Source organism: Pseudonocardia endophytica (assembly GCF_004339565.1).
In the GTDB taxonomy this organism is placed as follows: domain Bacteria; phylum Actinomycetota; class Actinomycetes; order Mycobacteriales; family Pseudonocardiaceae; genus Pseudonocardia; species Pseudonocardia endophytica.
In genome coordinates this window covers 650,579-673,850 of record NZ_SMFZ01000002.1, presented here as the reverse complement: position 1 = coordinate 673,850, position 23,272 = coordinate 650,579, and the positions used below count along the sequence as shown (strand labels likewise).

Here is a 23,272-nt window from a genome sequence, read left to right as displayed (position 1 = left end):
GTCACTCCAGGTCGGAGTGCTGCATCAGCTGCCTGCCCGCCTCGGTGATCGACCCGGAGAGCGACGGGTAGACCGAGAACGTGTTCGTCAGGTCGTCCACGTCGAGCCCGTTCTGCACGGCCATCGCGATCGGCAGGATCAGCTCGCTGGCCACCGGCGCGACGACCACGCCGCCGATCACGACGCCCGACGCGGGCCGGCAGAACAACTTGACGAACCCCCGCCTGAGACCCCGCATCTTCGCCCGCGGGTTCGTCGAGAGCGGCAGCATCACGGTCCGGGCCGCCGTCTCCCCGCTGTCGATCGCGCGCTGGCCGATCCCGACGGTCGCGATCTCCGGGCGGGTGAACACGTTGCCCGCCACCGTCCGCAACCGGATCGGGGCGACCCCCTCACCGAGCGCGTGCCACATCGCGATCCGGCCCTGCATCGCCGCGACCGACGCCAGCATCAACACGCCCGTGCAGTCACCCGCCGCGTAGACGCCCGGCTCCGACGTCCGTGAGACGCGGTCGACCGGGATGAACCCGCCCCGATCGGTCTCGACGCCGATCTTCTCCAGCCCGATGTCGGTCGTGTTCGGCACCGACCCGACCGTCATCAGCGCATGCGACCCGGTGACCGTGCTGCCGTCGGACAGCGTGACCTCGACGCCGTCACCGGTGTTCCGGACGGACTCGGCCCGCGAGCGCGGCAGGATCTGCACGCCACGCTCGGCGAGCACCTCCTCCAGCACGGCGGCGGCGTCCTGGTCCTCGGTCGGGAGCACCCGGTCGCGGCTGGAGACGAGCGTCACCTCGCAGCCGAGCTCGACGTAGGCGGACACGAACTCGGCGCCGGTGACACCCGACCCGATCACGATCAGGTGCTCGGGCAGCTCGTCGAGGTCGTAGAGCATGCGCCAGTCGAGGATCCGGTCGCCGTCCGGGCGGGCGCTGTCCAGCACGCGCGGCGTCGCGCCGGTGGCGACCAGCACGACGTCGGCGACGAGCTCGGAGACCGTGCCGTCGGCGTGCGTCGCGGTGACACCGTGCGCGGCCCGCGCCGAGGCCGGTCCGCTGAACTGTGCGGTGCCGTTGATGATCCGCACGCCCTCGTGCTCGACGCGGGCCCGCACGTCCGCGGACTGCGCCTGCGCCAGCGCCTTGACCCGGCGGTTCACCGCCGGAAGGTCCACACGGGACGATCCGCGGTCGACGAGCACGCCGAGCTCCTCGGCGCGGTGCAGGTCGACCCGGACCCCGGCCGAGGAGATGAACGTCTTCGACGGCACGCAGTCGTCGAGGACGCAGGCACCGCCCATGCCGTCGCGCTCGACGACGGTCACCTCGCTGCCGTGCTGGGCCGCGACCAGCGCGGCCTCGTACCCGGCCGGTCCACCGCCCATGATCACGATGTGGGTCACGGGAAGATCTCCTCCAGGATTCGACGACGGGGCGGGGTCGCCGTTCGGCGCCGGACGGGACGCGGTCACCGTACGCGCGTTGCACCGCACGGGCGCCGAGGAGGCGACCGACGGGTGAGCGTCTACCCTGGCGCCCGTGCCGCTGTACGCCGCCTACGGGTCGAACATGGACCCGGAGCAGATGAAGGAGCGCGCCCCGCACTCGCCGATGGCCGGGACGGGGTGGCTCCAGGGCTGGCGACTGACGTTCGGTGGTGAGGACTACACCTGGGAGGGCGCGCTCTCGACGGTCGTCGAGGAGCCCGGCTCCCAGGTGTTCGTCGTGCTCTACGACGTGCCGGAGCACGACGAGGCCCAGCTCGACCGCTGGGAGGGCGGCGAGATGGGGATGCACAAGAAGCTCCGCCTGCGCGTGGCCACGCTCGACGGCAGCGCCCTGGCCTGGATCTACGTGCTCAACGCGTACGAGGGCGGCCAGCCGAGCGCCAGGTACCTCGGTGTCCTGGCCGACGCGGCCGAGTCCGCCGGTGCCCCTGACGACTACGTCAACGACCTCCGCAGCCGCCCCAGCCGCAAGTCCGGCTGACCCGCCCGCACCCGGCGCCGGCCCACCCGCCTCGCCGCGCCACCTCCCTCTCCCCGAACGAACGGCACCTTCGTTCACGAAGGGTCGCGCGTCCACACCGAACGAGGGGCACCTTCGGGCAATCAGATTGCTCGAAGGTGCCCCTCGTTCGGGACGGATGGGGTGGGGTGGAACGGGCCGGGGTGACGCCGGCGGTCAGGCCTCGGCGAGGGCGGCCAGGGCCGACTGCACGAGGACCCGGACGCCGAACGGGATGGCCCGCTCGTCCAGGTCGAACGTCGGCTGGTGCAGGTCGCGCTTCGGACCCTCCCCCGGCCACACCCCGAGGCGGGCCAGCGCACCCGGCGCCTCCTCGAGGAACCAGGCGAAGTCCTCGCCGCCGCTGGACTGCTCGGTGTCGGCCGCCGCCTGCTCGCCGCCGACGGCGATGCCCGCGTCGCGCAGGATCCGGGTCGACGACGCGTCGTTGACCACCGGTGGCACGCCACGGACGTGGTCCAGGACGTATCCGACGCCGGTCGGCGCCAGCACGGAGGCGACCAGCGAGCGGATCGTCTCCTCGAGCGAGGTCCAGGTCGCGTGGTCGGCGGTGCGCAGCGTGCCGCGGACCAGACCGGTCTGCGGGATCGCGTTGGCCGCCTCGCCCGCGTGCACCGCGCCCCAGGTCAGGACCGTGCCGGAGCGCGGGTCGACGTGCCGGGTGAGCAGCAGCGGGAGCTGCGTGACGATCAGGCCGAGCGCCTCGACGAGGTCCGCCGTCAGGTGCGGGCGCGACGTGTGCCCTCCCGGCGAGGTGAGCCGCAGCTCCAGCAGGTCGCAGGCCGAGGTGATCGGGCCGACCCGGGTGCCGAGCTTCCCGACCTCCAGGCGCGGGTCGCAGTGCAGGGCGAACGCGCGTCGCACCCCGTCCATCACGCCGTCGGCGACCATGTCGAGCGCGCCGCCCGGCTGGACCTCCTCGGCGGGCTGGAACAGCAGCCGGACCCGGCCGGGCAGCGACGGCGCCGAGGCCAGCGCCAGGCCGGCGCCGAGCAGCATCGCGGTGTGCGCGTCGTGCCCGCAGGCGTGCGCGACGCCGGGGACGGTGGACGCGAAGTCCAGGCCGGTCTGCTCGGCCAGCGGCAGCGCGTCCATGTCCGCACGCAGCGCGACGAGGGGCTCGCCGCGGCCGACGTCGCAGACCAGACCGGTGCCCCCTGGCAGCGTCCGCGGCTCGAGGCCGGCGCGCAGGAGCGTCTCGGACACGCGCTTGGTGGTCAGCTCCTCGCACCGCGCGAGCTCGGGCTGGGCGTGGATGGCGCGGCGCCAGCCGACCACCCGTCCGCGGTTCTCCCCGACCCACGCGTCCAGCCAGGCAGGACCCGACCCGGCGCCGAGGTCGACGACCGGCACGTCCGCCATCACGGACGGGTCGGCACGGTCCTGCAGCGCAGTCACCTGGACCTCCGGAGCGTCGGGCGGGCACCTCGTCACGACATGCCTCGCGGGTGTGTGTCTCCTGTCATGGTGCTCACCCGTCCGGCGGTGTTCCACTCGAATCCGCTCCGATCGCGATACGCGCGGCGAGGGGTCGCCGGGATGCTGCGGACGGAGAAACGGTCCGTGCCGAGCGGCATCCCCTGGGGCGACGAACGGGCGTAACGGCCGCTCGTCGCCTCGCGGATGTCCCGTTCGTGATCTGACCGTGCGTCACCCGTGTCCGACGTCTCGTGACCACGGACCCGGGGCCGACCGCGCCGCGCACGGCGGCTGGAACAATGAGGCCCGTGTCCGTTCCGGGTGGCGAGGTGCAGCGCCAGATCGCCGGGCGTTACCGCGTCGACGGTCCGCTCGGCTCCGGAGCCATGGGCACCGTCTGGTCCGGTTTCGACGACGTGCTGCAGCGCCGCGTCGCGATCAAGGAGCTGAAGTTCCCGGAGGGCATCCCGGCGGGCGAGGAGCTCGAGCTCCGCGAGCGGATGATGCGCGAGGCCAGGGCGCTGGCCGGCCTGTCCCACCCGAACGTCGTCACGGTGTTCGACGTGCTCGACGCCGAGGGCGACCCGCTCGTGGTGATGGAGCTCGTCCCGTCGCGCAACCTGGCGACCGCGATCACCGAGCTGGGACGCCTCGACCGGTCGCAGGCCGCCGTCGTCGGCTACGGCACGTCGGCGGCGCTGCGCGCAGCGCACCGAGCCGGCATCACGCACCGCGACGTCAAGCCGGGCAACGTCCTGATCTCCGACGACGGGCGGATCAAGCTCACCGACTTCGGCATCGCCCGCAACGAGTCGGACGCGCCGATGACGTCGGCGGGCCTCGTCCTCGGCTCCCCCGCCTACATCGCGCCGGAGGTCGCCGCAGGCCAGCCGGTGACGCCCGCCGCGGACCTCTGGGGCCTGGGCGCGACGCTGTTCGCGGCCGTCGAGGGCAGGCCCCCGTACGACGTGGACGGCGACCCGGTCCGCACGCTCACCGAGGTCGTCGACGGCACGGTGCCGCGGGTGTCCGACCCCGGCCCGCTCGGCGACGTGATCGCCGGCCTGATGGTCAAGGAGCCGGCCGGGCGGATGCCGCTCGACGAGGTCCGCGTCCGGCTGAGCCCGCTGCTGGCCGACCCGAGCGATCCGATCTTCCCGGGATCGCCGGACGTCCCGACGGTCACCGGCATGGTGCCGCCGAACGTCGCTCCGCCGAGCGCGGCGTCCGGCCCGTCGCGCGGTCGTGCGACGCGGTCGCTGCTGCGCGGACGCGCCGTGCCCGAGTCACCCGCCCGGCCGGACGCGAGCGGGCCGAACCGGGTCGCGTCCTCCCAGCCGGGGCAGGCGGCGGCACCGCTGTCCTCCGATCCCGGACCGCTGCCCGGAGGGTTCCCGGCACCGGCGGACCAGGGCCCCCGCGCCACCGGGCACTACCCGGCCCCACCGCCACCGGTACGCCCGCAGCCGGCCCCGCAGGCCGTCCGGCCCGCACCGGCCGCCCCGCGCAAGCGGATGGGCGTGCTCACCGCGATCCCCCTGGTGATCGGCGGCGCACTGATCATCCTGCTCGGCGCCGTCGGTGGCTACGCTGCCGTCCGCACCGTCGCCGGGCAGGAGGCGTTCAGCACGGTGACCGCGACGACCGACCGCGCGCACCGCGTCCCCCGCCCCGACCCGCTCGGCTTCACCGTGTCCGTGCCGGAGGCGTGGTCCCAGTTCCGCTGGGACGGCGGGCGGGCCCCGACCGTGGTCCGCTACGTCAGCCCGGACGGCAGCGAGGAGCTCGCCGTCCGCAGCGCGGCATCCGCCCGCGAGGTCACCGACAACCTGAACCCGCAGGCGCTCGGCGTCGACACGGCGACCACCGCGGGCTACGGCACACCTCCGTCCGGGACCGAGCAGATGGTCGTCCGCACCGCCGACGGCCCGCAGCGGCGCACGATGTGGCTGCGGATCGTCCCGGCCCGCGACGGGAGCGTCTGGGCCGTCTCCCTGACCGTGCCCGGCAGCCGGTCGGAATCGATCTCGTCGAACCTGTTCGAGGGGCTCGCCGACGACTTCCGCGCGACCGGCTGAACGGGTCGCCGACACTAGGGTGGCCCCATGAGCTCCCCCGAGCCCGACGACCTGGCCCGTCGCGCCGCCGACGACCTCGCCCGCGCGAGCGGAACGGACCGCCACGACGTCGCCGTCGTGCTCGGGTCGGGCTGGCGTCCGGCCGCCGACGTGATCGGCGAGGCCGCCGTCGAGATCCCGATGGCCGAGCTGACCGGCTTCGTGCCGCCGTCGGCGCACGGGCACCACGGCACGGTCCGCTCGATCCCGGTCGGTGACCGGCGCGCGCTGGTCCTGCTCGGGCGCACCCATCTCTACGAGGGACACGGTGTCGAGCCGGTGGTGCACGGCGTCCGCACGGCGGCCGCGGCGGGCTGTCGCACCGTGGTGCTCACGAACGCGGCGGGCGGGATCCGCGATGGCTTCTCCGTCGGCCAACCGGTGCTCGTGTCCGACCACCTGAACCTGCTGGCGCGCTCCCCCCTGACCGGCGCCCGGTTCGTCGACCTCACCGATGCGTACTCCCCCCGCCTGCGCGGTCTGGCCCGCGAGATCGACCCGTCGCTCGTCGAGGGCGTCTACGCGGGCCTGCCCGGCCCGCACTTCGAGACGCCCGCGGAGATCCGGATGCTGCGCGGCATGGGTGCGGACCTGGTCGGCATGTCCACGGTGCTGGAGACGATCGCGGCGCGCGCCGAGGGACTGGAGGTCGGCGCGATCTCGCTCGTCACGAACCTGGCCGCGGGGATGAGCGGGCAGCCGCTGAACCACGAGGAGGTCCTCGAGGCCGGTCGCGTGGCGGCCACGCGGATGGGCGAGCTGCTGCGCGAGCTGCTGGCGAAGGCGTGAGCGCTGCCATGATCGGCGGTCCGGCAGCGGATCCGGACAGATCCGTCCGCGCGCGCTGCCGAACCGGCGATCACCGGCGGGACCGGGCGCGGCCGTGGCCGGCCTGACCCCGTCCCTGCGGGACACGGCGATGCGCTGGATCGCCGACGACCCGGATCCGTCCACGCGGGACGAGCTGCAGCGCCTGCTGGCCACGGCGATGGCCGGCGGCCCGGGTGTCGACGAGCTCGCCGACCGGATGTCCGGACCGCTGCGGTTCGGCACGGCCGGGCTGCGCGGACCGGTGCGGGCGGGTCCGTCCGGGATGAACGTGGCCGTCGTCCGACGCGCGACGGCCGGGCTCGCGCACTGGCTCGTCGCGTCCGGTCGTCGCGGCGGGACCGCCGTCGTCGGGCGGGACGCGCGGTTCGGGTCCCCGGAGTTCGCCGCGGCGACGGCCGGCGTCCTCGCCGCCGCCGGGTTCGACGTCCGCCTGCTCGACGGCGCCGTCCCGACCCCGGTGCTCGCGTTCGCCGTCCGGCACCTCGGCGCGGTGGCCGGCGTGCAGATCACCGCGTCGCACAACCCGCCGGCCGACAACGGCTACAAGGTCTACCTCGACGACGGCGCGCAGCTGGTCCCGCCTGCGGACGCCGAGATCGAGGCGGCGATCGCGGCGATGCCGGCCGCCGTCTCGATCCCGGTGGCGCCGGTCGCGGCCGTGGAGCCGGTGACGGAGTCCTATCTGGACCGCGTGGCCCGGGTGCCGCGCACCGGCAGCAGGGGGCTGCGGATCGCGCTCACCCCGCTGCACGGCGTCGGCGGCGAGACGTGCGTGCACGCGCTGTCCCGAGCCGGGTTCGACGACGTGCGGGTCGTCGCATCGCAGGCCGCGCCGGACCCGTCGTTCCCGACGGTCGCGTTCCCCAACCCCGAGGAGCCCGGCGCCACCGACGCCGTGCTGGCACTGGCCGCGGACACCGGGGCGGACCTGGCCGTGGCACTCGACCCGGACGCGGACCGGTGCGCGCTCGGCGTCCCGGACCGGTCCGGGACGTGGCGGATGCTGAGCGGCGACGAGACCGGCGTGCTGCTCGCCGACCACCTACTGCGCCACGGCGCCGTCTCCGGCGACGTCGGTGATCCTCTCGTCGCGACGACGGTCGTCTCGTCGTCGATGCTGGGCGCCGTCGCGTCGGCGTACGGCGCGCGTTACGCGCAGACACTGACCGGGTTCAAGTGGATCGTGCGCGGCGGGCCGGGGCTCGCGTACGGCTACGAGGAGGCACTCGGCTACTGCGTCGACCCGGACGCCGTGCGCGACAAGGACGGCATCGCCGCCTGTGTGCTCGCCGCCGACCTCGCCGCTTCCCTGCGCACGGCCGGGTCCACCGTCGACGACCGGCTCGACGAGCTCGCCGTCGCGCACGGCGTGCACCGCACCGAAGGTCTCTCGTCGAGGATGGAGCCGTCCGTACGGGATGCGGCCGTGGCCCGGCTGCGCGACGCTCCCCCACCCGGCTGGGACGTCGACCGGCCGGCGCCCGACGTGCTGTGTCTGCGACGGGAGGGGGCTCGCGTGGTCGTCCGTCCATCCGGGACGGAACCGAAGCTGAAGGCCTACCTCGAGGTCGTCGAGCAGCCGTCCGGTGTGGACGATCTGGCGACCGCACGGGAGCGGGCCGATGAGGTCCTCGCCGCGCTACGCGCCGAGATCGACGATCTCCTGCAGGATGAACCCTGATGGCCCGCCTGCTGATCGTGCACCACACCCCGTCGCCCGCGACCGCGGAACTCCTGGCCGAGGTGCAGCGGGGTGCGAACGACCCGGAGATCACCGGCGTCGAGGTGACGTCGCGCGCCGCACTGGCCGGGACCGCGTCGGACCTGCTCGCCTGCGACGGGATCCTGCTCGGCACCCCTGCCAACATCGGCTACATGTCCGGGGCGCTCAAGCACTTCTTCGACCAGGTCTTCTACGTCTGCGGAGACGACACGCGCGGGCTGCCGTACGGGGTGTGGGTGCACGGCGGGTCGGACACGAGCGGGGCGGTCACGGCTGTCCGGACGATCACCGACGGAATGGGCTGGACGGCCGTCGCGGCCCCGGTCGAGGTCACCGGCGCGCCCGACGCGGCCGCCCGGGAGGCCTGCTGGGAGCTCGGCGCGACGGTCGCGGCCGGGCTGATGGAGGAGTAGAGATGCAGGGACAGGTCACCGTCCACATGGACGCGCCGGCGGAGAAGGTGTGGGACCTGGTCTCCGACGTCCGCAACACCGGCCGGTTCTCACCGGAGACCCTGGAGGCCGAGTGGCTCGGCGGTGCGACCGGCCCTGCCGTCGGCGCGAAGTTCCGCGGGCACGTCAAGCGCAACGGCCGCGGACCCATGTACTGGACGGTCTGCCGCGTGACGCACAACGAGCCGGGCCGCGAGTTCGGGTTCGTCGTGCTCGGTCCGGGCGGTCGCGAGATCAACCACTGGCACTACCGCTTCGAGCCGGCCGCCGGAGGCACCGACGTCACCGAGTCCTTCCGGCTGGAGGAGAACCCGCTGCTGAAGATCTACTCGGCGATCGCGGGCCGTGCCCGCACGAAGACGAACGACCGCAACATGCGCGAGACGCTGGAGCGGATCAGGGCCGTCGCCGAGAGCGGGTAGGTGCTCAGACGGCGCCGAACTGGCGGTCCCCCGCGTCGCCGAGGCCGGGGACGATGAACGCCGAGTCGTTCAGACGCTCGTCGACCGAGGCCGTCACGAGCGAGACGGGCAGGCCGCTCTCCCGCAGGCGGGCGACCCCCTCGGGGGCGGCGAGTGCGCAGAGGGCGGTCACGTCGTCGGCGCCGCGGCGGGTGAGCAGTTCGATCGTGTGCACCATCGACCCGCCGGTGGCGAGCATCGGGTCCAGCACGAACACCGGACGCCCGACGAGCGAGTCCGGCAGCGACTCCATGTAGGGCACCGGTTCGTGCGTCGTCTCGTCCCGCGCCATCCCGACGAAGCCCATCTGGGCCTCCGGGATCAGGTCCAGCGCCGCGTCGGCCATGCCGAGCCCGGCTCGCAGCACCGGCACCAGCACCGGCGGCGTCGCCAGCCGGTGACCGACGGTCCGGGCGACCGGCGTGTGCAGCGGCTCCTCGGCCAGCGGGGCGTCCCGGGTCGCCTCGTAGACCAGCATCAGCGTGAGCTCCCGCAGCGCGGCGCGGAACGTCGCGTTGCCGTTGCGGGCGTCGCGCATGCTGGACAGCCGGGCGCGAGCGAGCGGGTGGTCGACGACGCGGACGTCCATGGCGGGCAGCGTAGTTCAGGGACGCGGTGGTTCAGGGCGTCGCGCGGCCCGGTGTCTCGCTCGTCCAGGTCCACCGGCCGTCGGAGTCCCGACGCGCCCGCATGACGTCCTCGGCCGCGGGGCGCTGCTCGTGCTCCCGGCTCCCGGTCGCGCTCCACAGGCTGAGCACCACCTCGTCCGCCGTCGCGTCGAGCCGCAGGAACGACTTGAACAGCGGCGGGTTGTCGCCGTCGAACAGCACGGACATCAGGTTGTGCCCGGGCGCCGAGCCGCGCGTCGGCAGCCGGTAGATCACGTCCGCGATGCGTTCCTTGATCCACGACACCGTGCCCGCCCTCCCCCGCGGCGGCGTCATCCCGAGCCGCTTGGCCACCAGCCTGGTCGCCTCGACCGGCGTCAGCGCGAACAGGCCGCGCCCCAGTCCGAGGATCCGGTCGTAGCGGTGGCTGTAGTACGCCAGCGAGTCACCGCGCAGCGGGTAGCAGCGGAAGCCCTCCTCGGCCACGTCCACATCGGGCACGGTGTCCAGGTTCGGGATCGTGTGCGTCGCCGACATGTAGGCGCCGCTGCCACCCGCCACCAGGTACAGCAGCGTCCGGCCGTCACCGAGGTCGACCGGGTAGCGCTGGTAGTTGTGGTCGTCGCCGCCGATCACCGCCAGGTAGCGGGCCGCCGGGTCGGTGACGATCTCGTCCACCGAGCGCGGGCCGCCGGGGCGCGGGTCGCGGACCTCGCAGCGCTGGTACCTCGCGTAGGTCAGCAACGGCTTGCCGGTCAGCAGGATCTTCGGCCGGGAGTCCTCGTAGGACACCCGTCGGAGCCAGTCGGCCTGGTCCGCGTCGATGCCGCCGTGCAGCCCGGTGTCGATCAGCACCAGCCGGACCGGGCCCGCGTCGACCGCGCAGTACGGGCCGGGCTGGGTCGCCTGCTGGTCCGGATGCGGCCGGTACTCGCGGCGGATCGCGTCCACATCGGTCTGCGACGCGCGGGGCGCCCGTCGCCAGGTCAGCCTGCGCAGTGCCCGTCGCCATCCGGGTCCCGGCCCGGCGACCGTCGGCGGACCGCCGTCCGGCGGCTGGCCGCAGAACACGGCCATGAAGCCGAGCAGGTCGTCGTACCAGTCGTGGTTGCCGGGCAGGCCGTAGATCGGGGCCCGGTAGTCGCGGTAGGCCCGGTGGTGGTGGTCGGCGTAGGTGTCCACCCCGCCCGCCGGGTAGATCACGTCGCTGACGACGACGGCGAGGTCGCAGCCGTGCCCGCCGCCCGCGACGGTCTCCAGCACCGGCACGACGACGTACTGCGACGCGTCGCCCTCGCCGGGGTCGCCGAGCAGCGCGACCGAGATCCGGTCGCGTCCGGCGAACCGGTCCACGACACGGGTGTCCAGGTCCCGGGCCGGGTCGGGGTGCGTGCTCATCCGCTCCAGCCACGCCGTGCGGACCTCGTCCGTGGGGTCGCCGAACCATCCGGCCACCCGGTCGTTGCGCGACATCCACAGTGGAACGGGCGAGAGCCAGTTCAGACGACGGCGGGTCGGCACCAGGTCGAGGTAGCGGCCCGGCGTCTCGACGCCCCACCCGGCGTCGTGCTCGGTCGTGCGCGACGGCGGCGCCGCCGTGAACCCCCACGGCTCGGACCCGAGGCCGGTCACCTGGCGAACTCCACGACGGCCGCGGCGAGCTCCGGCCCGGCGTCCTCCTGGAGGAAGTGCCCGGCACCGGCGATCGTCGGATGCTGCCGCGCCGCCGCGCCGGGCAGCTCGCGGGCCAGCAGCGCCCGCCAGGGGCCGGTGATCGGGTCCGAGTCGGAGAACGGGCACAGCACCGGGATCTCCAGCGCCCGGAGCACGTCCCAGGCCGCGCGGTTCGCGTCGCTCGCCGGATCGTCCGGCGCGGTCGGCACGAGCAGCGGCATCGCCCGCGGGCCCGCCGCGTACGAGAGGTCCGGGAACGGCGCCGCGTAGGCGGCCCGGACGTCGTCGGACATCGGGTGGACGCACCCGGACGCGACGAGCCGCCCGACGTCCAGCGTCCCGGCCGCGCCCGCCTTCTCCACCGCCCGCCGGAACGCCCACCAGACGTCGGGCATGTCGGTGTCGCCGGTCGGGAGGCCGGTGTTCGCGGCGACCACCCGCGCGAACCGCTCCGGGTGCTCGGCGACGAGCCGCAGCCCGATCAGCCCGCCCCAGTCCTGGCCGACAACGGTCACCCGCTCCAACCCGAGGACGTCGAACGCCAGCGCGCGCGTCCACTCGACGTGTCGCGCGTAGCTGTGGTCGCCGATCTCGGCGGGCTTGTCCGAGCGGCCGAAGCCGACCAGGTCCGGCGCGATCGCCCGGAACCCCGCGGCGGCGAGCACCGGGATGACGGTCCGGTAGAGGAACGACCAGGTCGGTTCGCCGTGCAGCAGCAGCACCGGCGGCCCGTCCTGCGGCCCGTCGGCGACCCACGCCATCCGCAGCGTCCCGCCGTCGCCGTCGGGCACGTCGGCGTAGGACGGTGCGGGCAGGGGACCGGGCAGACCCACGAAGCGCTCGTCGGGGGTGCGGAGCACGCGCATGCCGCAGATCCTGACATCCTCGGCCCCGTTCCGGCCCGCCGCGGACCTTGACACGGGTGAGTGTCAGGGTTCACCGACCGTGTCGGAGCGGTCGACCCCGACGAGTGAGCGCCAACCCCGGTCGCCGCGCCGCCTGGTCCGCCCGGGTGGCGCCCGGATCACACCCGCAGGCATTGCGTGACACCGGATCCACGGACGGCCGAGAGATGACGATCAGTGTCGGTCCGGACGCGTAACGCTCACCCCATCGCATGACGATCCGCAACGAGTGATCCGGACAGCACTCAAGGTCGCCGATTTCGGGATTCACCTGACCCGAACGGGTGGTATGGCCGAAACGGTGTCACATCCGGAGCGCCGCCGACGCTGTACTAGAAGACAAGGAGGTGATCCGGTGCCGGAGAACACGACTTCCGAAGAGGCGACACTGATCGCTGCGGCGGAAAGGCTCACGCAGTGCGACGGATACGTCGTACTGGCGGTGGACCCGCAGACCGGGGAGGTGGACGCACACGGGCCGTTCGACGGGATGACCGCGACGGTGAAGGCCGACCAGCTGCGTCGCGACTTCGACCGCGGGGGACTCGAGGACGTCTCGATCGGCGTCGTCCGACTGCACAGCCAGGCCTGACCACGGACGTGCCGGCCGGCGTGCGCGGCGGACCCCGATCCGTCGTGACGCCCGGCCGGAGTTCCGGCCTCGGTGTCGGAGGACCGCCCCGACGGTCCCGGCCCCGGCCGGCATCGACCCGTTCCGTGCCGTCGTCCCGCCCCGAGGGGACGGCGGCACGCAGCGCTGTCGGGGGGCGACGCTAGGCTCGGCGTGTGGCAAGCGACATCGTGCCGATCCAGCTCGCCCTCACCCGGGGGGACGTCGTCACCCTGTGGGCCCCCCGATGGCGGGAGGACGGCGAGGAGTGGGAGGCCTTCCTCGGCGACGAGGACTCGGTGTTCGCGTTCGACGAGGTGGCCGCGCTCGCGGCGTTCGTCCGCACGGCGCGCGAACACGATCTCGTCGACCATCCCGCGTGGCCGACCGTGCCGAGCCTGTCGGTCGGCGAGCTGACCCCGGACGACCAGCACCGGTTCGACGTCGTCGGCCTGCCGGAGATCGCCGCGGGCGACCCGGACCAGTGGACGGTCGGCGAGCTCGACGAGACGATCGCGATCGTCCGGTCGATCGCCGACGTCTGCGATCTCACGGACGTCACCGGCATCCTCGACGGTGAGCCCGGCTTCGAGCTGCTGCGCCGCGGATCGGTGGCGTTCGCCGGCCGCGAGGGCCTGAAGCAGTGGTCCGCGCTCTCGGACACGATCGGCTCCCGCTGGGACGAGGTGGTCGACGCGCTGGACGAGCTCGTCGCCACGCCCGACGTGGACGCCGGCGCGCTGGACAAGTCGCGCGCCGAGGCCGAGGCCCTCGCCGAGGCCGACGATCTCGCGAGCGACGCCGACGACGACGCGGACGACGCCGAGATCGAGGACGAGACGGTCGACGACGCCGACGACGACGAGGCCGACGGCCCGACCGGTTTCTGGGCCGAGGTCGGCATCGACCCGATCCGGATCGAGACGTCCGACGGCGAGGGCGTGACCCTGCGCTGCTACCTCGACGACAAGCCGGTGTTCCTCGGCTCCGACGGCCGGATCGACGTCTACGGCACCGAGCGCGCACTGGTGCGGGCGCTCGCCGACCCGGACGAGACGATCGCCGGGACCGACCTGTCGGCCGTCGCCACGTGGCAGGAGGTCCTGGACGCCGCGCAGACCGGCGATCTGGACGCGACCGTCGAGGACATGAACACCTACGTCCTCACCGGCATCGGTGACGACCTCGCGAGCGGCGAGCTGGACATCGACCCGGTCCAGCTCGACCTCGCCGTGGAGCTGCTGCAGGACGTCGGCGACTGGGCGGGCGACGACGACGCGTCCGAGGCGCTGGCCGAGGCGAACCCGCTCGGCTGGCTCGTGTCGTTCGTGGTCCGTCCGAACCCGGCCCGCCTGGCGCCGACCCCGCCGTTCGACGCAGAGGCGGCCCGGTGGGGCGAGCTGGTCCGGGGGCTGCAGGCGCGCCTGCGCAGGCACTGAGCACGGAGCCGGCGGAGCTGCGGCCGCACCGAGCCGGCGGATCAGTCCGCGCGCAGTGCCGCGTACCCCGGCTTGATCACGTTCTCGATCAGGGCGAGCCGCTCGTCGAAGCCGATGAACGCCGACTTCATCGCGTTCACGGTGAACCACTGCAGGTCGTCCCAGCCGTACCCGAACGTGTCGGCCAGGCCGGTCATCTCGCTCGTCATGGTGCAGTCCGACATCAGCCGGTTGTCCGTGTTGACGGTGACGCGGAAGCGCAGCCGCGCGAGCAGACCGATCGGGTGGTCGGCGAGCGACGTCGCGGCCCCGGTGTGCACGTTGGACGTCGGGCACATCTCCAGCGGGATCCGGTTGTCCCGCACCCACGCCGCCAGCCGCCCGAGGCGCGGCGGCTGAGCTGGGTCGTCTCCCCGCCCACCCGACTCGATGTCGTCGACGATCCGCACGCCGTGCCCCAGCCGGTCGGCACCGCACCACTGCACGGCCTCCCAGATCGACGGCAGTCCGAACGCCTCGCCGGCGTGGATCGTGACGTGGGCGTTCTGCTGGCGGACGTACTCGAACGCGTCCAGGTGCCGGGTGGGCGGGAAACCCTTCTCGGCGCCCGCGATGTCGAAGCCGACCACACCGGAGTCCCGGTGGCGTACGGACAGCTCGGCGATCTCACGCGAGCGGGCGGCATGGCGCATGGCCGTCAGCAGGCAGCCGACCCGGATGGTCCGCCCCGCCGCCGCGGCCCGGGCGGTGCCGACCGCGAATCCCTCCAGGACCGCGTGCACGGCGCCATCGAGGTCCATGCCGTTCTCGACGTGCAGCTCCGGCGCGAAGCGCACCTCCGCGTAGACGACGCCGTCGGCCGCGAGGTCCTCCGCGGCCTCGGCGGCGGCGCGGGACAGCGCGTCCGGGGTCTGCAGCACGGCGACCGTGTGCCCGAACGTCTCCAGGTAGCGTTCCAGCGAGCCGGAGTGGGCGGCGCCCAGGAACCAACGGCCGAGCTCGGCGGGATCGGTCGTGGGCAGGTCGCGGTACCCGGCGGCGTCGGCCAGCTCGATGACGGTGCCCACGCGGAGCCCTCCGTCGAGGTGGTCGTGCAACAGGACCTTGGGAGCGGACCGGACGGTGTCGTCGTTCAGCGCAACAGGCACGAGCGCACCGTAGGATACGATCACGATCGGTCCTGTCGGTGCTGGTCGGATGCCCCGGACGGCCCAATGCATGACCGTCCGTCGATACTCGGACGGCAGTCGCTACCCTCTGGGTACTCCCCACTTGGCTCAGAGGAAGCGCACAGATGCCATGAGCGACACGAACCTCTCGTTCGATCGGATGCGCGGCATGCTCATGCGCGCGGCCGAGATCCGTGACAGCGAGCAGCAGCAGATCTTCGACTCCCTGGACGAGATCCACGCCCGGCTGGCGGCACTGGACGCCATCGGGACGGTCCGCAAGAAGCTGACCGAGATCCCGGACCGGACCGAGATCAGCGTCCTCGCCGAGCGGCTCGACGAGACCGTGAACAAGCTGGACAACCAGGAGGTCACGCTCGGCGCGGTCACCCGCGCGATCGAGTCGCTGCCGGACAAGCTGGCCAAGCCGATCGCCCAGCTCGACGGGCGCCTCGACGGGATGGGCGGGCGCCTGGAGGGCGTGTCCGGCCGGATGGACGGCCTGGACGACCGGCTCGGCGGGCTGCACAAGCGCCTCGACGACCTGGACAACCGTCTGGACCGGCACGAGATGCGCCTGGACGCGATGCCGAACGCTGTCGCCACCCCGATCAAGGAGCGGGTGGAGGGCGTCGAGCGCCAGGTCAAGGAGCAGCTCGATGCCGCCACGCACTCGTTCGAGGAGACCGGGGAGGGCCTGCGGAACCTGCTGGGCGACACCAGCGTCGGCCTGCACCGCCGTCTCGAGGAGCTGTCGGCGCGCCCGGCCGTCGACCCGACGCCGGCGTTCGACGCGCTCACCGAGCGCCTGGACGCGCTGACGGCGCGTCTGGAGCAGATCGGCGACCGGCTGGACTCCGTGGAGAGCGGCATCGACGGCAAGTTCGGCGAGCTGGGCGGCTCCGTCGACACGAAGCTGGGCGAGCTCGGCGGCTCGGTCGACTCCAAGCTCGGCGAGCTGGACCAGGCCCTGCGCACCCGCCCGGACACCACGTCGGTGAGCGCGCTGGTGGCCAAGGCCAACGAGGAGTCCGAGCGCCGCAGCGCCGGCCAGCTGGACGAGGCGATGGCCACGTTCGCGGAGCTGATCATGGGGCGTGGCGCCCAGTACCAGCAGCCGCAGCAGCCGCCGCCCCCGCCGCGCCCGGCGCAGCGCCGCTCGAGCCGTTCCAAGGCCGCCGTGAAGAGCGGCACGAACGGTTCCGCCGTGGACGTCGTCACCGACGACCCGGACGAGTAGGCACCGAGTCACCCGCGGACGCCGCGGCTCCCACCAGGGGTCGCGGCGTTCGTGTGTCCAGTGCCCCCTAGCGGGTCGACGCGCGCCCCTTCACGGCCGCCCAGCCGCCGGTGACGAGGAACAGCACGATGCCGACGATCGCGAGCCAGAACAGGCCCTTGATCACGAATCCGAGAACGGCCAGCACCACCCAGACGATCAGCAGTGCGAGAAGCAGACGCAGCATGGCGACGACGCTACGCCCGGGTGCGGCGCACGGCGCGTCAGCGACGTGAGAACCGCCGGAACACGGCGTCCAGCTCGTTGACCCGCAGCACGCGCATGCCGAGCAGGGTCACCGGCAGCGCGACGAGCGTGCCGATCACGAGCAGCGTCCACGCGCGACCGACGGCGGGCCAGTCGGCCAGCCACGCGGCGTCCAGCCCCCTGCCGACGCCCCACGCGGCCGCGGCACCGACGACGGACGCGACGAGCGTCTTGCCGAGCGTCACGACGACCTCGCGTGTCCGGATGTGCCCGAGCCGCTGGTACAGGAGCCACTGCCCGATCAGCACGCCGACCACGAACGACAGCCCGTTCGCGGCGGCGAGACCGAGCACGACCTGCTCCGGCTCCAGCAGCACCGGGCAGAGCAGCAGCAGCGGGATCTTGACCACGATCATCCCGACCTGGATCAGCGTCGGCGTCCGCGAGTCGGTCATCGCGTAGAACACACGCAGCTGCAACATCGTCACGGCGTAGGCGAGCAGGCCGAACGCCGACGCGGCCACGGTCGCGCCGAGCCGGGACGCCCCGGAACCGCTGCCCGCGCCGAGCGAGAACAGCGCGACGCCCAGCTCGGTGCCGAACACGGTCAGCAGCGCGGCGATCGGCAGCAGGCCGACCGTCGACAGGCGCGCGCCCAGCGACAGGTCGGTGACCACCTGGTTCGTGTCGCCCTGCGCGGCGGCGCGGCTCATCCGCGGCATCAGCGCCGTCAGCAACGAGACGCCGATGACGCCGTACGGGACCTGCAGGAGCAGCCACGCGTTGGAGTACGTGGACACCGAACCCGCGTCCGCGCCGGCGGCCACCCGCGTGGTGACGATGTACCCGGCCTGCCCGGCCAGCACGTAGCCGACGATCCACAGCGCCATTCCGCCGGCCGTCGACAACCGCGGGTCCCAGCCCCACAGCGGGCGGTACCGGAAGCCGATCCTCCGCATCGACGGCAGCAGCACGACGGCCTGCACGACGATGCCGATCGTGGTGCCCAGCCCGAGGACGAGCAGCTTCGGGTCGCCCATCCGGACCGGGTCGGTGGAGATCTCGCCGGGCACCAGCACGTACACGCCGAGCACCAGCAGCATGACGACGTTGTTCAGCACCGGTGCCCAGGCGAACGGGCCGAACACCTGCTTGGAGTTCAGGACGGCGCCGAGCAGCGCGCCCATGCCGTAGAAGAAGATCTGCGGCAGCAGCAGCCAGGCGAACGCCGTCGCGAGCGCGGGGTCGGCCTGTCCGGAGTCGCCGGAGCCCAGGTAGAGCCGGGTGAGCAGCGGCGCGGCCACCATCGCGATCAGCGTCGCGACCAGCAGCCCGGCCCCGACGACCGTGAGCAGCCGCCGGGTGAACGCCTCGCCGCCGTCGGTGTCGTCCTGCTGGGCGCGGACCAGCACCGGGATCATCACGCTGGTCAGCACGCCGCCGAGCAGCAGCTCGTAGACGATGTTGGGCAGCGTGTTCGAGACCGTGTAGGAGTCGTTGACCACGGCCAGGCCGAGCACGGCGACGATCGCGAGGTTGCGCAGGAAGCCGGTGAGGCGGCTGACCAGGCTGGCGATCGCGATCAGGCTCGACGAGCGCACCAGCGACCCGGCCTGCTCGCCGCCGGACGCACCGGACGGGCCCGCGTCGACGACCGGCTCGATCGGTGCCGTCGTCTCGGTGCTCGGCCGGACCGGGTTCGGGATCGGCCGGGTCATCTCCTCGGCCGACTCCGGCGGCACCGGGCCGCGCCCGACGGGGCCCCCGTGCACGGGGGGTGCCGGGGAGACCGCGGGCCGTCGCTCGTCACGCATCGTCGACCATCGTGCCCGACCGGCGCCACGACGTCGGCGGCGACCCGCACGGCCGACCGGAGCACCACACACCGTGCATGATCGGCCGAAATGTCCGGATCACGGCCACCCGGAACCGAACGAACGGCACCTTCGAGCAGTGTGATTGCTCGAAGGTGCCGTTCGTTCGCCGGGGGAGGCGCGGAGTGGGTAGGGCGCGGCGGCCCGCGCGCCTCAGCCGGAGCGGACGGTGTCCAGCACGAGGTCGCGGGGGCGGGTGGCGTCCGGGTCACCGACGATCAGCAGCGCCGCTCCGGTGACGGCCCGGCGCGCGCCCTGGAACCGGTCCGGCGTATCCGTGTGCAGCTCCAGCAGAGGCGTGCCGGCCTGCACCGGGTCCCCCGGTCCGACGAGCAGGCGGACGCCGGCCGCGGCCTGCACGGAGTCCTCCTTGCGGGCACGACCGGCACCGAGCCGCCACGCCGCGGTCCCGACGGCGAGCGCGTCGGCGCCGGAGAACACGCCGTCGCGGTCCGCGGTCACGGTCTCCACGTGTCTCGCCCGCGGCAGTGGCGCCGACGGGTCGCCGCCCTGTGCCGCGATCATCGCCTCCCACACCGGATAGGCGGCTCCGGACGCGAGCACCTCCGCCGGGTCCGGGGCGTCGGTCAGCCCGGCCAGCCGGAGCATCTCCCCGGCCAGGGTCACGGTCAGCTCGACGACGTCCGGCGGCCCGCCGCCGCGCAGCACCTCGACCGCCTCGGCGACCTCCAGTGCGTTCCCGACGGCCCGGCCGAGCGGGCGGGACATGTCGGTGAGCAGCGCCGTCGTCGGCAGGCCGTGGGCGCCGCCGATCCGGGTCATCGCGTCGGCCAGCTCGCCGGCCCGCGCGGTCGTCTTCATGAACGCCCCGGTCCCGACCTTGACGTCGAGCACCAGCCCGCCGGTCCCCTCGGCGATCTTCTTGCTCATGATCGAGCTGGCGATCAGCGGGACCGACTCGACGGTGCCGGTGACGTCGCGCAGCGCGTAGAGCTTGCGGTCGGCGGGGGCGAGCGACGGCGTCGTCGCGCAGATGACGGCCCCGACGTCGGCGAGCTGGGCGCGGATCTCGTCGGTCGACAGCGACGCCCGCCATCCGGGGATCGCCTCCAGCTTGTCCAGCGTGCCGCCGGTGTGGCCGAGCCCGCGCCCGGACAGCTGCGGCACGGCGGCGCCGCAGGCCGCGACGAGCGGCGCGAGCGGCAGGGTGATCTTGTCGCCGACGCCGCCGGTGGAGTGCTTGTCCACCAGCGGGCGCCCGACGTCGCCCAGGTCCAGGCGCTCCCCCGAGTCGATCATCGCCTGGGTCCAGCGCGCCGTCTCGCGGTCGTCCATGCCGTTCAGCAGGATCGCCATCGCGAGCGCGGCCATCTGCTCGTCGGCGACCTCGCCGCGGGTGTACGCGCCCACGATCCAGTCGATCTGCTCGGCGGTCAGCTCCCGGCAGTCCCGCTTGGCGACGACGACGTCGACGGCGGACATGCCGTTCGGCCCGGTCACGGGATCGAGCGGCGGCGCGGGCGCGCTCGTGTCCTCGCCCCAGCCCACTCCCCGGATCATCGCGGCGCTCCCGGCAGGTCGGAGGGCCCGAACGCGTCCGGCAGCACCTCGGACAGCGGGCGCGGGCCGTGCGGCGTGTCGACCAGGCACTCCGGCCCGCCGAACTCGTGGAGCACCTGGCGGCACCGTCCGCAGGGCATCAGCAGGTCGCCGTCCACGGAACGGCAGGCCAGCGCGCGCAGCCGGCCGCCACCCGTCAGGCGCAGCTGCCCGGCCAGCGTCACCTCGGCGCAGACCCCGAGCCCGTACGAGGCGTTCTCCACGTTGCACCCGGTGACGACGCGGCCGTCGTCACACAGCGCGGCCGCGCCGACGAGCAGTCCCGAGTACGGCGCGTACGCCGACGAGGCGGCCGCACGCGCCGCGTCACGCAGGTGCGCCCAGTCCAGCGCGGCCTCGGCACGGGCCTCGCGCATCAGGTCGCGACCGGCTCCGCTGGGTCCTCCACCGGCCATCAGTGCCTCGCCAGGGGACGTCGATGCCGAGATCGGCGGATCCGGGCGTCCGTCGGCAAGGCGCTGGCCGGCCCTCGTACCGGGCGTACTCGGGTCGGCCGGCAACGCCGCCGACGGGCGTCCGGGCCGTCGAGGTCCGTTTCGATCGTTCCCTGGTGGGGCACGTTACCCGCCCTCTCCACGCCGGTACTCGACGCCGAGGGCCGCCGGTGGTCGCAGTCGCTGCGACGCGACGGCCAGCACGAGCAGCGTGACCAGCTGGGGGGCGTAGGTCGCGAACTCGGTCGGCACGGTGTCGATCGTCCAGTACAGACCGTAGACGACGAGACCGCCGACGAGGGCGAGCGCCGCAGGCACCCACCGCCGTCGCGCCACCCACAGCACGGCGACGACGACGGCCAGCAGCGTCGCGGCGTAGAGCAGGGCGTGCACGGCCTCTCCGCCGGCGCGCAGCTGCAGCCCGTCGACGTAGCCGAACAGCGCGGAGCCGGCCAGCAGCCCGGCAGGCCGCCAGTTGCCGAAGATCATCGCGGCGAGCCCGATGTAGCCGCGGCCGCCGACCTGGTTCTCCAGGTAGCCGAGCTGGCCCGGGTTGAGCGCGAGCGCGGCACCGCCGAGGCCGGCCAGACCGCCGGACACGATCACGGCCGCGTACTTGTGCGCCACCACGTTCACGCCGAGCGTCTCGGCCGCCACCGGCGACTCGCCCGCCGCGCGCAGCCGGAGCCCGAACGGCGTGCGCCACAGCACGAGGTAGGAGACCGGCACGAGCAGCACGCCGAGCAGCACGACCGGCGTCAACCCGGTGACCAGGCCGCCGAGCAGCCCGGCGAGGTCGGACACGAACACCCGCTGCTGCTGTTCCAGCGCGCGCAGTCCCGAGCTGAGCAACGGCACGTCGAACTCGGTGAAGCCCTGCAGCCGTGGCGACTCACGCGGGTTCTGCGAGATCGGCTCGAAGATCAGTGTGGACAGGTACTTCGTCAGCCCCATCCCGAGCAGCGTGATCGCGACGCCGGAGACGATGTGGTTGACGTTGAACGTGACGGTCGCGACGGCGTGCAGCAGGCCGCCGAGCGCGCCGAACACGAGACCGCCGACGAGCGCGGCCCACGGGCCCCACTGGTAGCCGGCCCACGCCGCACCCCAGGTACCCAGGATCATCATGCCCTCGAGGCCGATGTTGATGATCCCGGCCCGTTCGGACCAGAGACCGCCGAGCCCGGCGAACAGGATCGGCAGCGCGAGCCGGACGGCCGCCTCGGCCGTGCCGGACGACGTCAGCTGCGTCTGGCCGGTGAGCGTGACGGTGATCGCCAGGATCAGGACGAGGAGGAGCGCGATCAGGAACGGACGGGCCCATCGGGGCACGGACAGCGAGCGGGCCCGGTCCAGGACCGTGGTCATGTCGCAGCCTCCGCCGTCTCGGTCGATGGCGCGGGCGCGGCGGCCACACGCCGTTGCTCGGCCCGCTGCCCGGCCCGTCGCACGATCTCGTAGGCGACGACCACCGACAGCACGATCAGCCCCTGCATGATCAGCACGATCTCCCGCGGCACGCCCACGACGTCGAGCGCGACGGCCGCCTTGTCCAGGAACGCCCACAGCAGGGCGCCCAGCGCGATGCCGACCGGGTGGTTGCGGCCGAGCAGCGCGACGGCGATCCCGGTGAAGCCGTAGCCCTGCGGGGACACCAGCGTGTACGCGTGGTCGCGCCCGAGCAGCTCCGGCAGGCCGACCAGCCCGGCCACCGCCCCGGACGTCAGCAGCGCGACGAGGATCATCCGGCGCGCGTTCACCCCACCCGCCGCGGCCGCCGTCGGGGACTCGCCGGACGCCTTCAGCTCGAAGCCGAACCGCGTGCGGGACAGCAGGAACCAGTAGCCGACGCCGAGCGCCGCTGCGACCAGCACCATGCCGAAGATCTCCCCGGACCCGACCGGGATGCCCGGGAACCACCCGGACTCCGGGATCGGCGGGGTGGTGATGTTGTTGCCGGCCAGCTTGCCGAACGTGTCCGGGCTGATCAGGAACGCGATCATGCCGATGGCCACCGCGTTCAGCATGATCGTCGAGATCACCTCGGACACGCCGCGGTACGCCTTGAGCAGCGCAGGGACCGCCACCCACGCGGTCCCGGCCAGCACCGCGACGACCAGGATCACGATCGTGTGCAGCACCGGCGGCAGCACCACGGTCCCGCCGACGATCGCGGCCACGCACGCCGCGACCCGGTACTGGCCCTCGACACCGATGTTGAACAGCTTCATCTGGAAGCCGATCGCGACGGCCAGCGCCGCGACGTAGTACACCGACGCCGAGTTGATCGTGTCGACGACGACCGTCCCGGACCCGATCTGGCCGACCAGCGTGGTCAGCGCCGTCAGCGGGGACGAACCGCTGATCAGCAGCGCGACGGCGCACAGCAGGGCCGCGACGACGATCGCCAGTACCGGGGCCAGCACCGCCCCGCGCCACCGCGCGATCATCGCCGCACC

General features: G+C 73.5%; 21 protein-coding genes. 9 read left to right on the top strand and 12 right to left on the bottom strand.

Features of this window, described 5'->3' with window-relative positions:
* Window position 1 precedes the first annotated feature (1 nt).
* Entirely contained in the window at window positions 2-1,405 is a 1,404-nt protein-coding gene (locus EV378_RS22050; protein WP_132429244.1) for an NAD(P)H-quinone dehydrogenase, read from the bottom strand.
* A gap of 136 nt (window positions 1,406-1,541) precedes the next feature.
* Between EV378_RS22050 and EV378_RS22045 the strand changes: the two genes are divergently transcribed.
* Window positions 1,542-1,991: a gamma-glutamylcyclotransferase family protein gene (locus tag EV378_RS22045; protein ID WP_132429242.1), complete on the top strand. Its 450-nt coding sequence runs from the start codon at window positions 1,542-1,544 to the stop codon at window positions 1,989-1,991.
* Between the two features lie 195 nt (window positions 1,992-2,186).
* Here EV378_RS22045 and EV378_RS22040 read toward each other — a convergent pair whose 3' ends face one another.
* A complete protein-coding gene (locus tag EV378_RS22040; protein WP_132432522.1) occupies window positions 2,187-3,392 on the bottom strand; it encodes an amidohydrolase in 1,206 nt (401 codons plus the stop codon).
* 365 nt (window positions 3,393-3,757) lie between these two features.
* Between EV378_RS22040 and EV378_RS22035 the strand changes: the two genes are divergently transcribed.
* The 5 genes from EV378_RS22035 (at window position 3,758) to EV378_RS22015 (ending at window position 8,994) form a co-directional block, all read left to right on the top strand.
* Window positions 3,758-5,527 (top strand): serine/threonine-protein kinase, encoded by a 1,770-nt coding sequence (locus EV378_RS22035; protein ID WP_243653697.1) that lies wholly within the window; start codon window positions 3,758-3,760, stop codon window positions 5,525-5,527.
* Window positions 5,528-5,554: 27 nt separating this feature from the next.
* Window positions 5,555-6,355: a purine-nucleoside phosphorylase gene (locus tag EV378_RS22030; protein ID WP_132429238.1), complete on the top strand. Its 801-nt coding sequence runs from the start codon at window positions 5,555-5,557 to the stop codon at window positions 6,353-6,355.
* A 130-nt stretch (window positions 6,356-6,485) separates the two neighbouring features.
* Window positions 6,486-8,078, top strand: a complete 1,593-nt coding sequence (locus EV378_RS22025; protein WP_132432520.1) for a phospho-sugar mutase — start codon at window positions 6,486-6,488, stop codon at window positions 8,076-8,078.
* Complete coding sequence (locus EV378_RS22020) at window positions 8,078-8,533, top strand: flavodoxin family protein (protein ID WP_132429236.1); 456 nt, start codon at window positions 8,078-8,080, stop codon at window positions 8,531-8,533. Before EV378_RS22025 ends, EV378_RS22020 begins: the two co-directional genes overlap by 1 nt.
* 2 nt (window positions 8,534-8,535) lie before the next feature.
* Complete coding sequence (locus tag EV378_RS22015; RefSeq protein ID WP_132429234.1) at window positions 8,536-8,994, top strand: SRPBCC family protein; 459 nt, start codon at window positions 8,536-8,538, stop codon at window positions 8,992-8,994.
* A 4-nt stretch (window positions 8,995-8,998) separates the two neighbouring features.
* Here EV378_RS22015 and upp read toward each other — a convergent pair whose 3' ends face one another.
* Genes upp through EV378_RS22000 form a run of 3 tightly spaced genes read right to left on the bottom strand, consistent with a single transcriptional unit; the run spans window position 8,999 to window position 12,181 of the window.
* Window positions 8,999-9,622: a uracil phosphoribosyltransferase gene (gene upp, locus EV378_RS22010; RefSeq protein ID WP_132429232.1), complete on the bottom strand. Its 624-nt coding sequence runs from the start codon at window positions 9,620-9,622 to the stop codon at window positions 8,999-9,001.
* A gap of 31 nt (window positions 9,623-9,653) precedes the next feature.
* On the bottom strand, window positions 9,654-11,273 hold the full coding sequence (locus EV378_RS22005) for a hypothetical protein (protein ID WP_207908824.1): 1,620 nt from the start codon (window positions 11,271-11,273) through the stop codon (window positions 9,654-9,656).
* Window positions 11,270-12,181: a haloalkane dehalogenase gene (locus EV378_RS22000; RefSeq protein WP_132429230.1), complete on the bottom strand. Its 912-nt coding sequence runs from the start codon at window positions 12,179-12,181 to the stop codon at window positions 11,270-11,272. Before EV378_RS22000 ends, EV378_RS22005 begins: the two co-directional genes overlap by 4 nt.
* Before the next feature lie 394 nt (window positions 12,182-12,575).
* Between EV378_RS22000 and EV378_RS21995 the strand changes: the two genes are divergently transcribed.
* A complete protein-coding gene (locus EV378_RS21995) occupies window positions 12,576-12,812 on the top strand; it encodes a hypothetical protein (protein WP_130292286.1) in 237 nt (78 codons plus the stop codon).
* Window positions 12,813-13,006: 194 nt separating this feature from the next.
* Window positions 13,007-14,269 (top strand): primosomal protein, encoded by a 1,263-nt coding sequence (locus EV378_RS21990; RefSeq protein WP_132429228.1) that lies wholly within the window; start codon window positions 13,007-13,009, stop codon window positions 14,267-14,269.
* 41 nt (window positions 14,270-14,310) lie between these two features.
* Here the strand turns inward: EV378_RS21990 and EV378_RS21985 are convergent, their stop codons facing one another.
* Window positions 14,311-15,417 (bottom strand): adenosine deaminase, encoded by a 1,107-nt coding sequence (locus EV378_RS21985; protein ID WP_243653696.1) that lies wholly within the window; start codon window positions 15,415-15,417, stop codon window positions 14,311-14,313.
* A gap of 151 nt (window positions 15,418-15,568) precedes the next feature.
* On the opposite strand from EV378_RS21985, the gene EV378_RS21980 reads away from it, so the two are divergent.
* A complete protein-coding gene (locus EV378_RS21980; protein WP_132429224.1) occupies window positions 15,569-16,678 on the top strand; it encodes a PA containing protein in 1,110 nt (369 codons plus the stop codon).
* Window positions 16,679-16,745: 67 nt separating this feature from the next.
* Here the strand turns inward: EV378_RS21980 and EV378_RS35455 are convergent, their stop codons facing one another.
* The 6 genes from EV378_RS35455 to EV378_RS21955 form a co-directional block, all read right to left on the bottom strand.
* Window positions 16,746-16,904 (bottom strand): hypothetical protein, encoded by a 159-nt coding sequence (locus EV378_RS35455; RefSeq protein WP_165922420.1) that lies wholly within the window; start codon window positions 16,902-16,904, stop codon window positions 16,746-16,748.
* A gap of 37 nt (window positions 16,905-16,941) precedes the next feature.
* A complete protein-coding gene (murJ, locus tag EV378_RS21975) occupies window positions 16,942-18,738 on the bottom strand; it encodes a murein biosynthesis integral membrane protein MurJ (protein WP_132429222.1) in 1,797 nt (598 codons plus the stop codon).
* Window positions 18,739-18,951: 213 nt separating this feature from the next.
* Window positions 18,952-20,241, bottom strand: coding sequence for a thymidine phosphorylase (locus tag EV378_RS21970; protein WP_132432518.1), 1,290 nt, complete (start codon window positions 20,239-20,241; stop codon window positions 18,952-18,954).
* A gap of 74 nt (window positions 20,242-20,315) precedes the next feature.
* Entirely contained in the window at window positions 20,316-20,735 is a 420-nt protein-coding gene (locus tag EV378_RS21965) for a cytidine deaminase (RefSeq protein ID WP_243653948.1), read from the bottom strand.
* A gap of 204 nt (window positions 20,736-20,939) precedes the next feature.
* The gene (locus tag EV378_RS21960) at window positions 20,940-22,181 is read right to left on the bottom strand and encodes an ABC transporter permease (RefSeq protein ID WP_132429218.1); all 1,242 of its coding nucleotides are present in this window, start codon (window positions 22,179-22,181) and stop codon (window positions 20,940-20,942) included.
* On the bottom strand, window positions 22,178-23,260 hold the full coding sequence (locus tag EV378_RS21955) for an ABC transporter permease (protein ID WP_132432516.1): 1,083 nt from the start codon (window positions 23,258-23,260) through the stop codon (window positions 22,178-22,180). The genes EV378_RS21960 and EV378_RS21955 overlap by 4 nt, the downstream gene beginning before the upstream one ends.
* Window positions 23,261-23,272 lie beyond the last annotated feature (12 nt).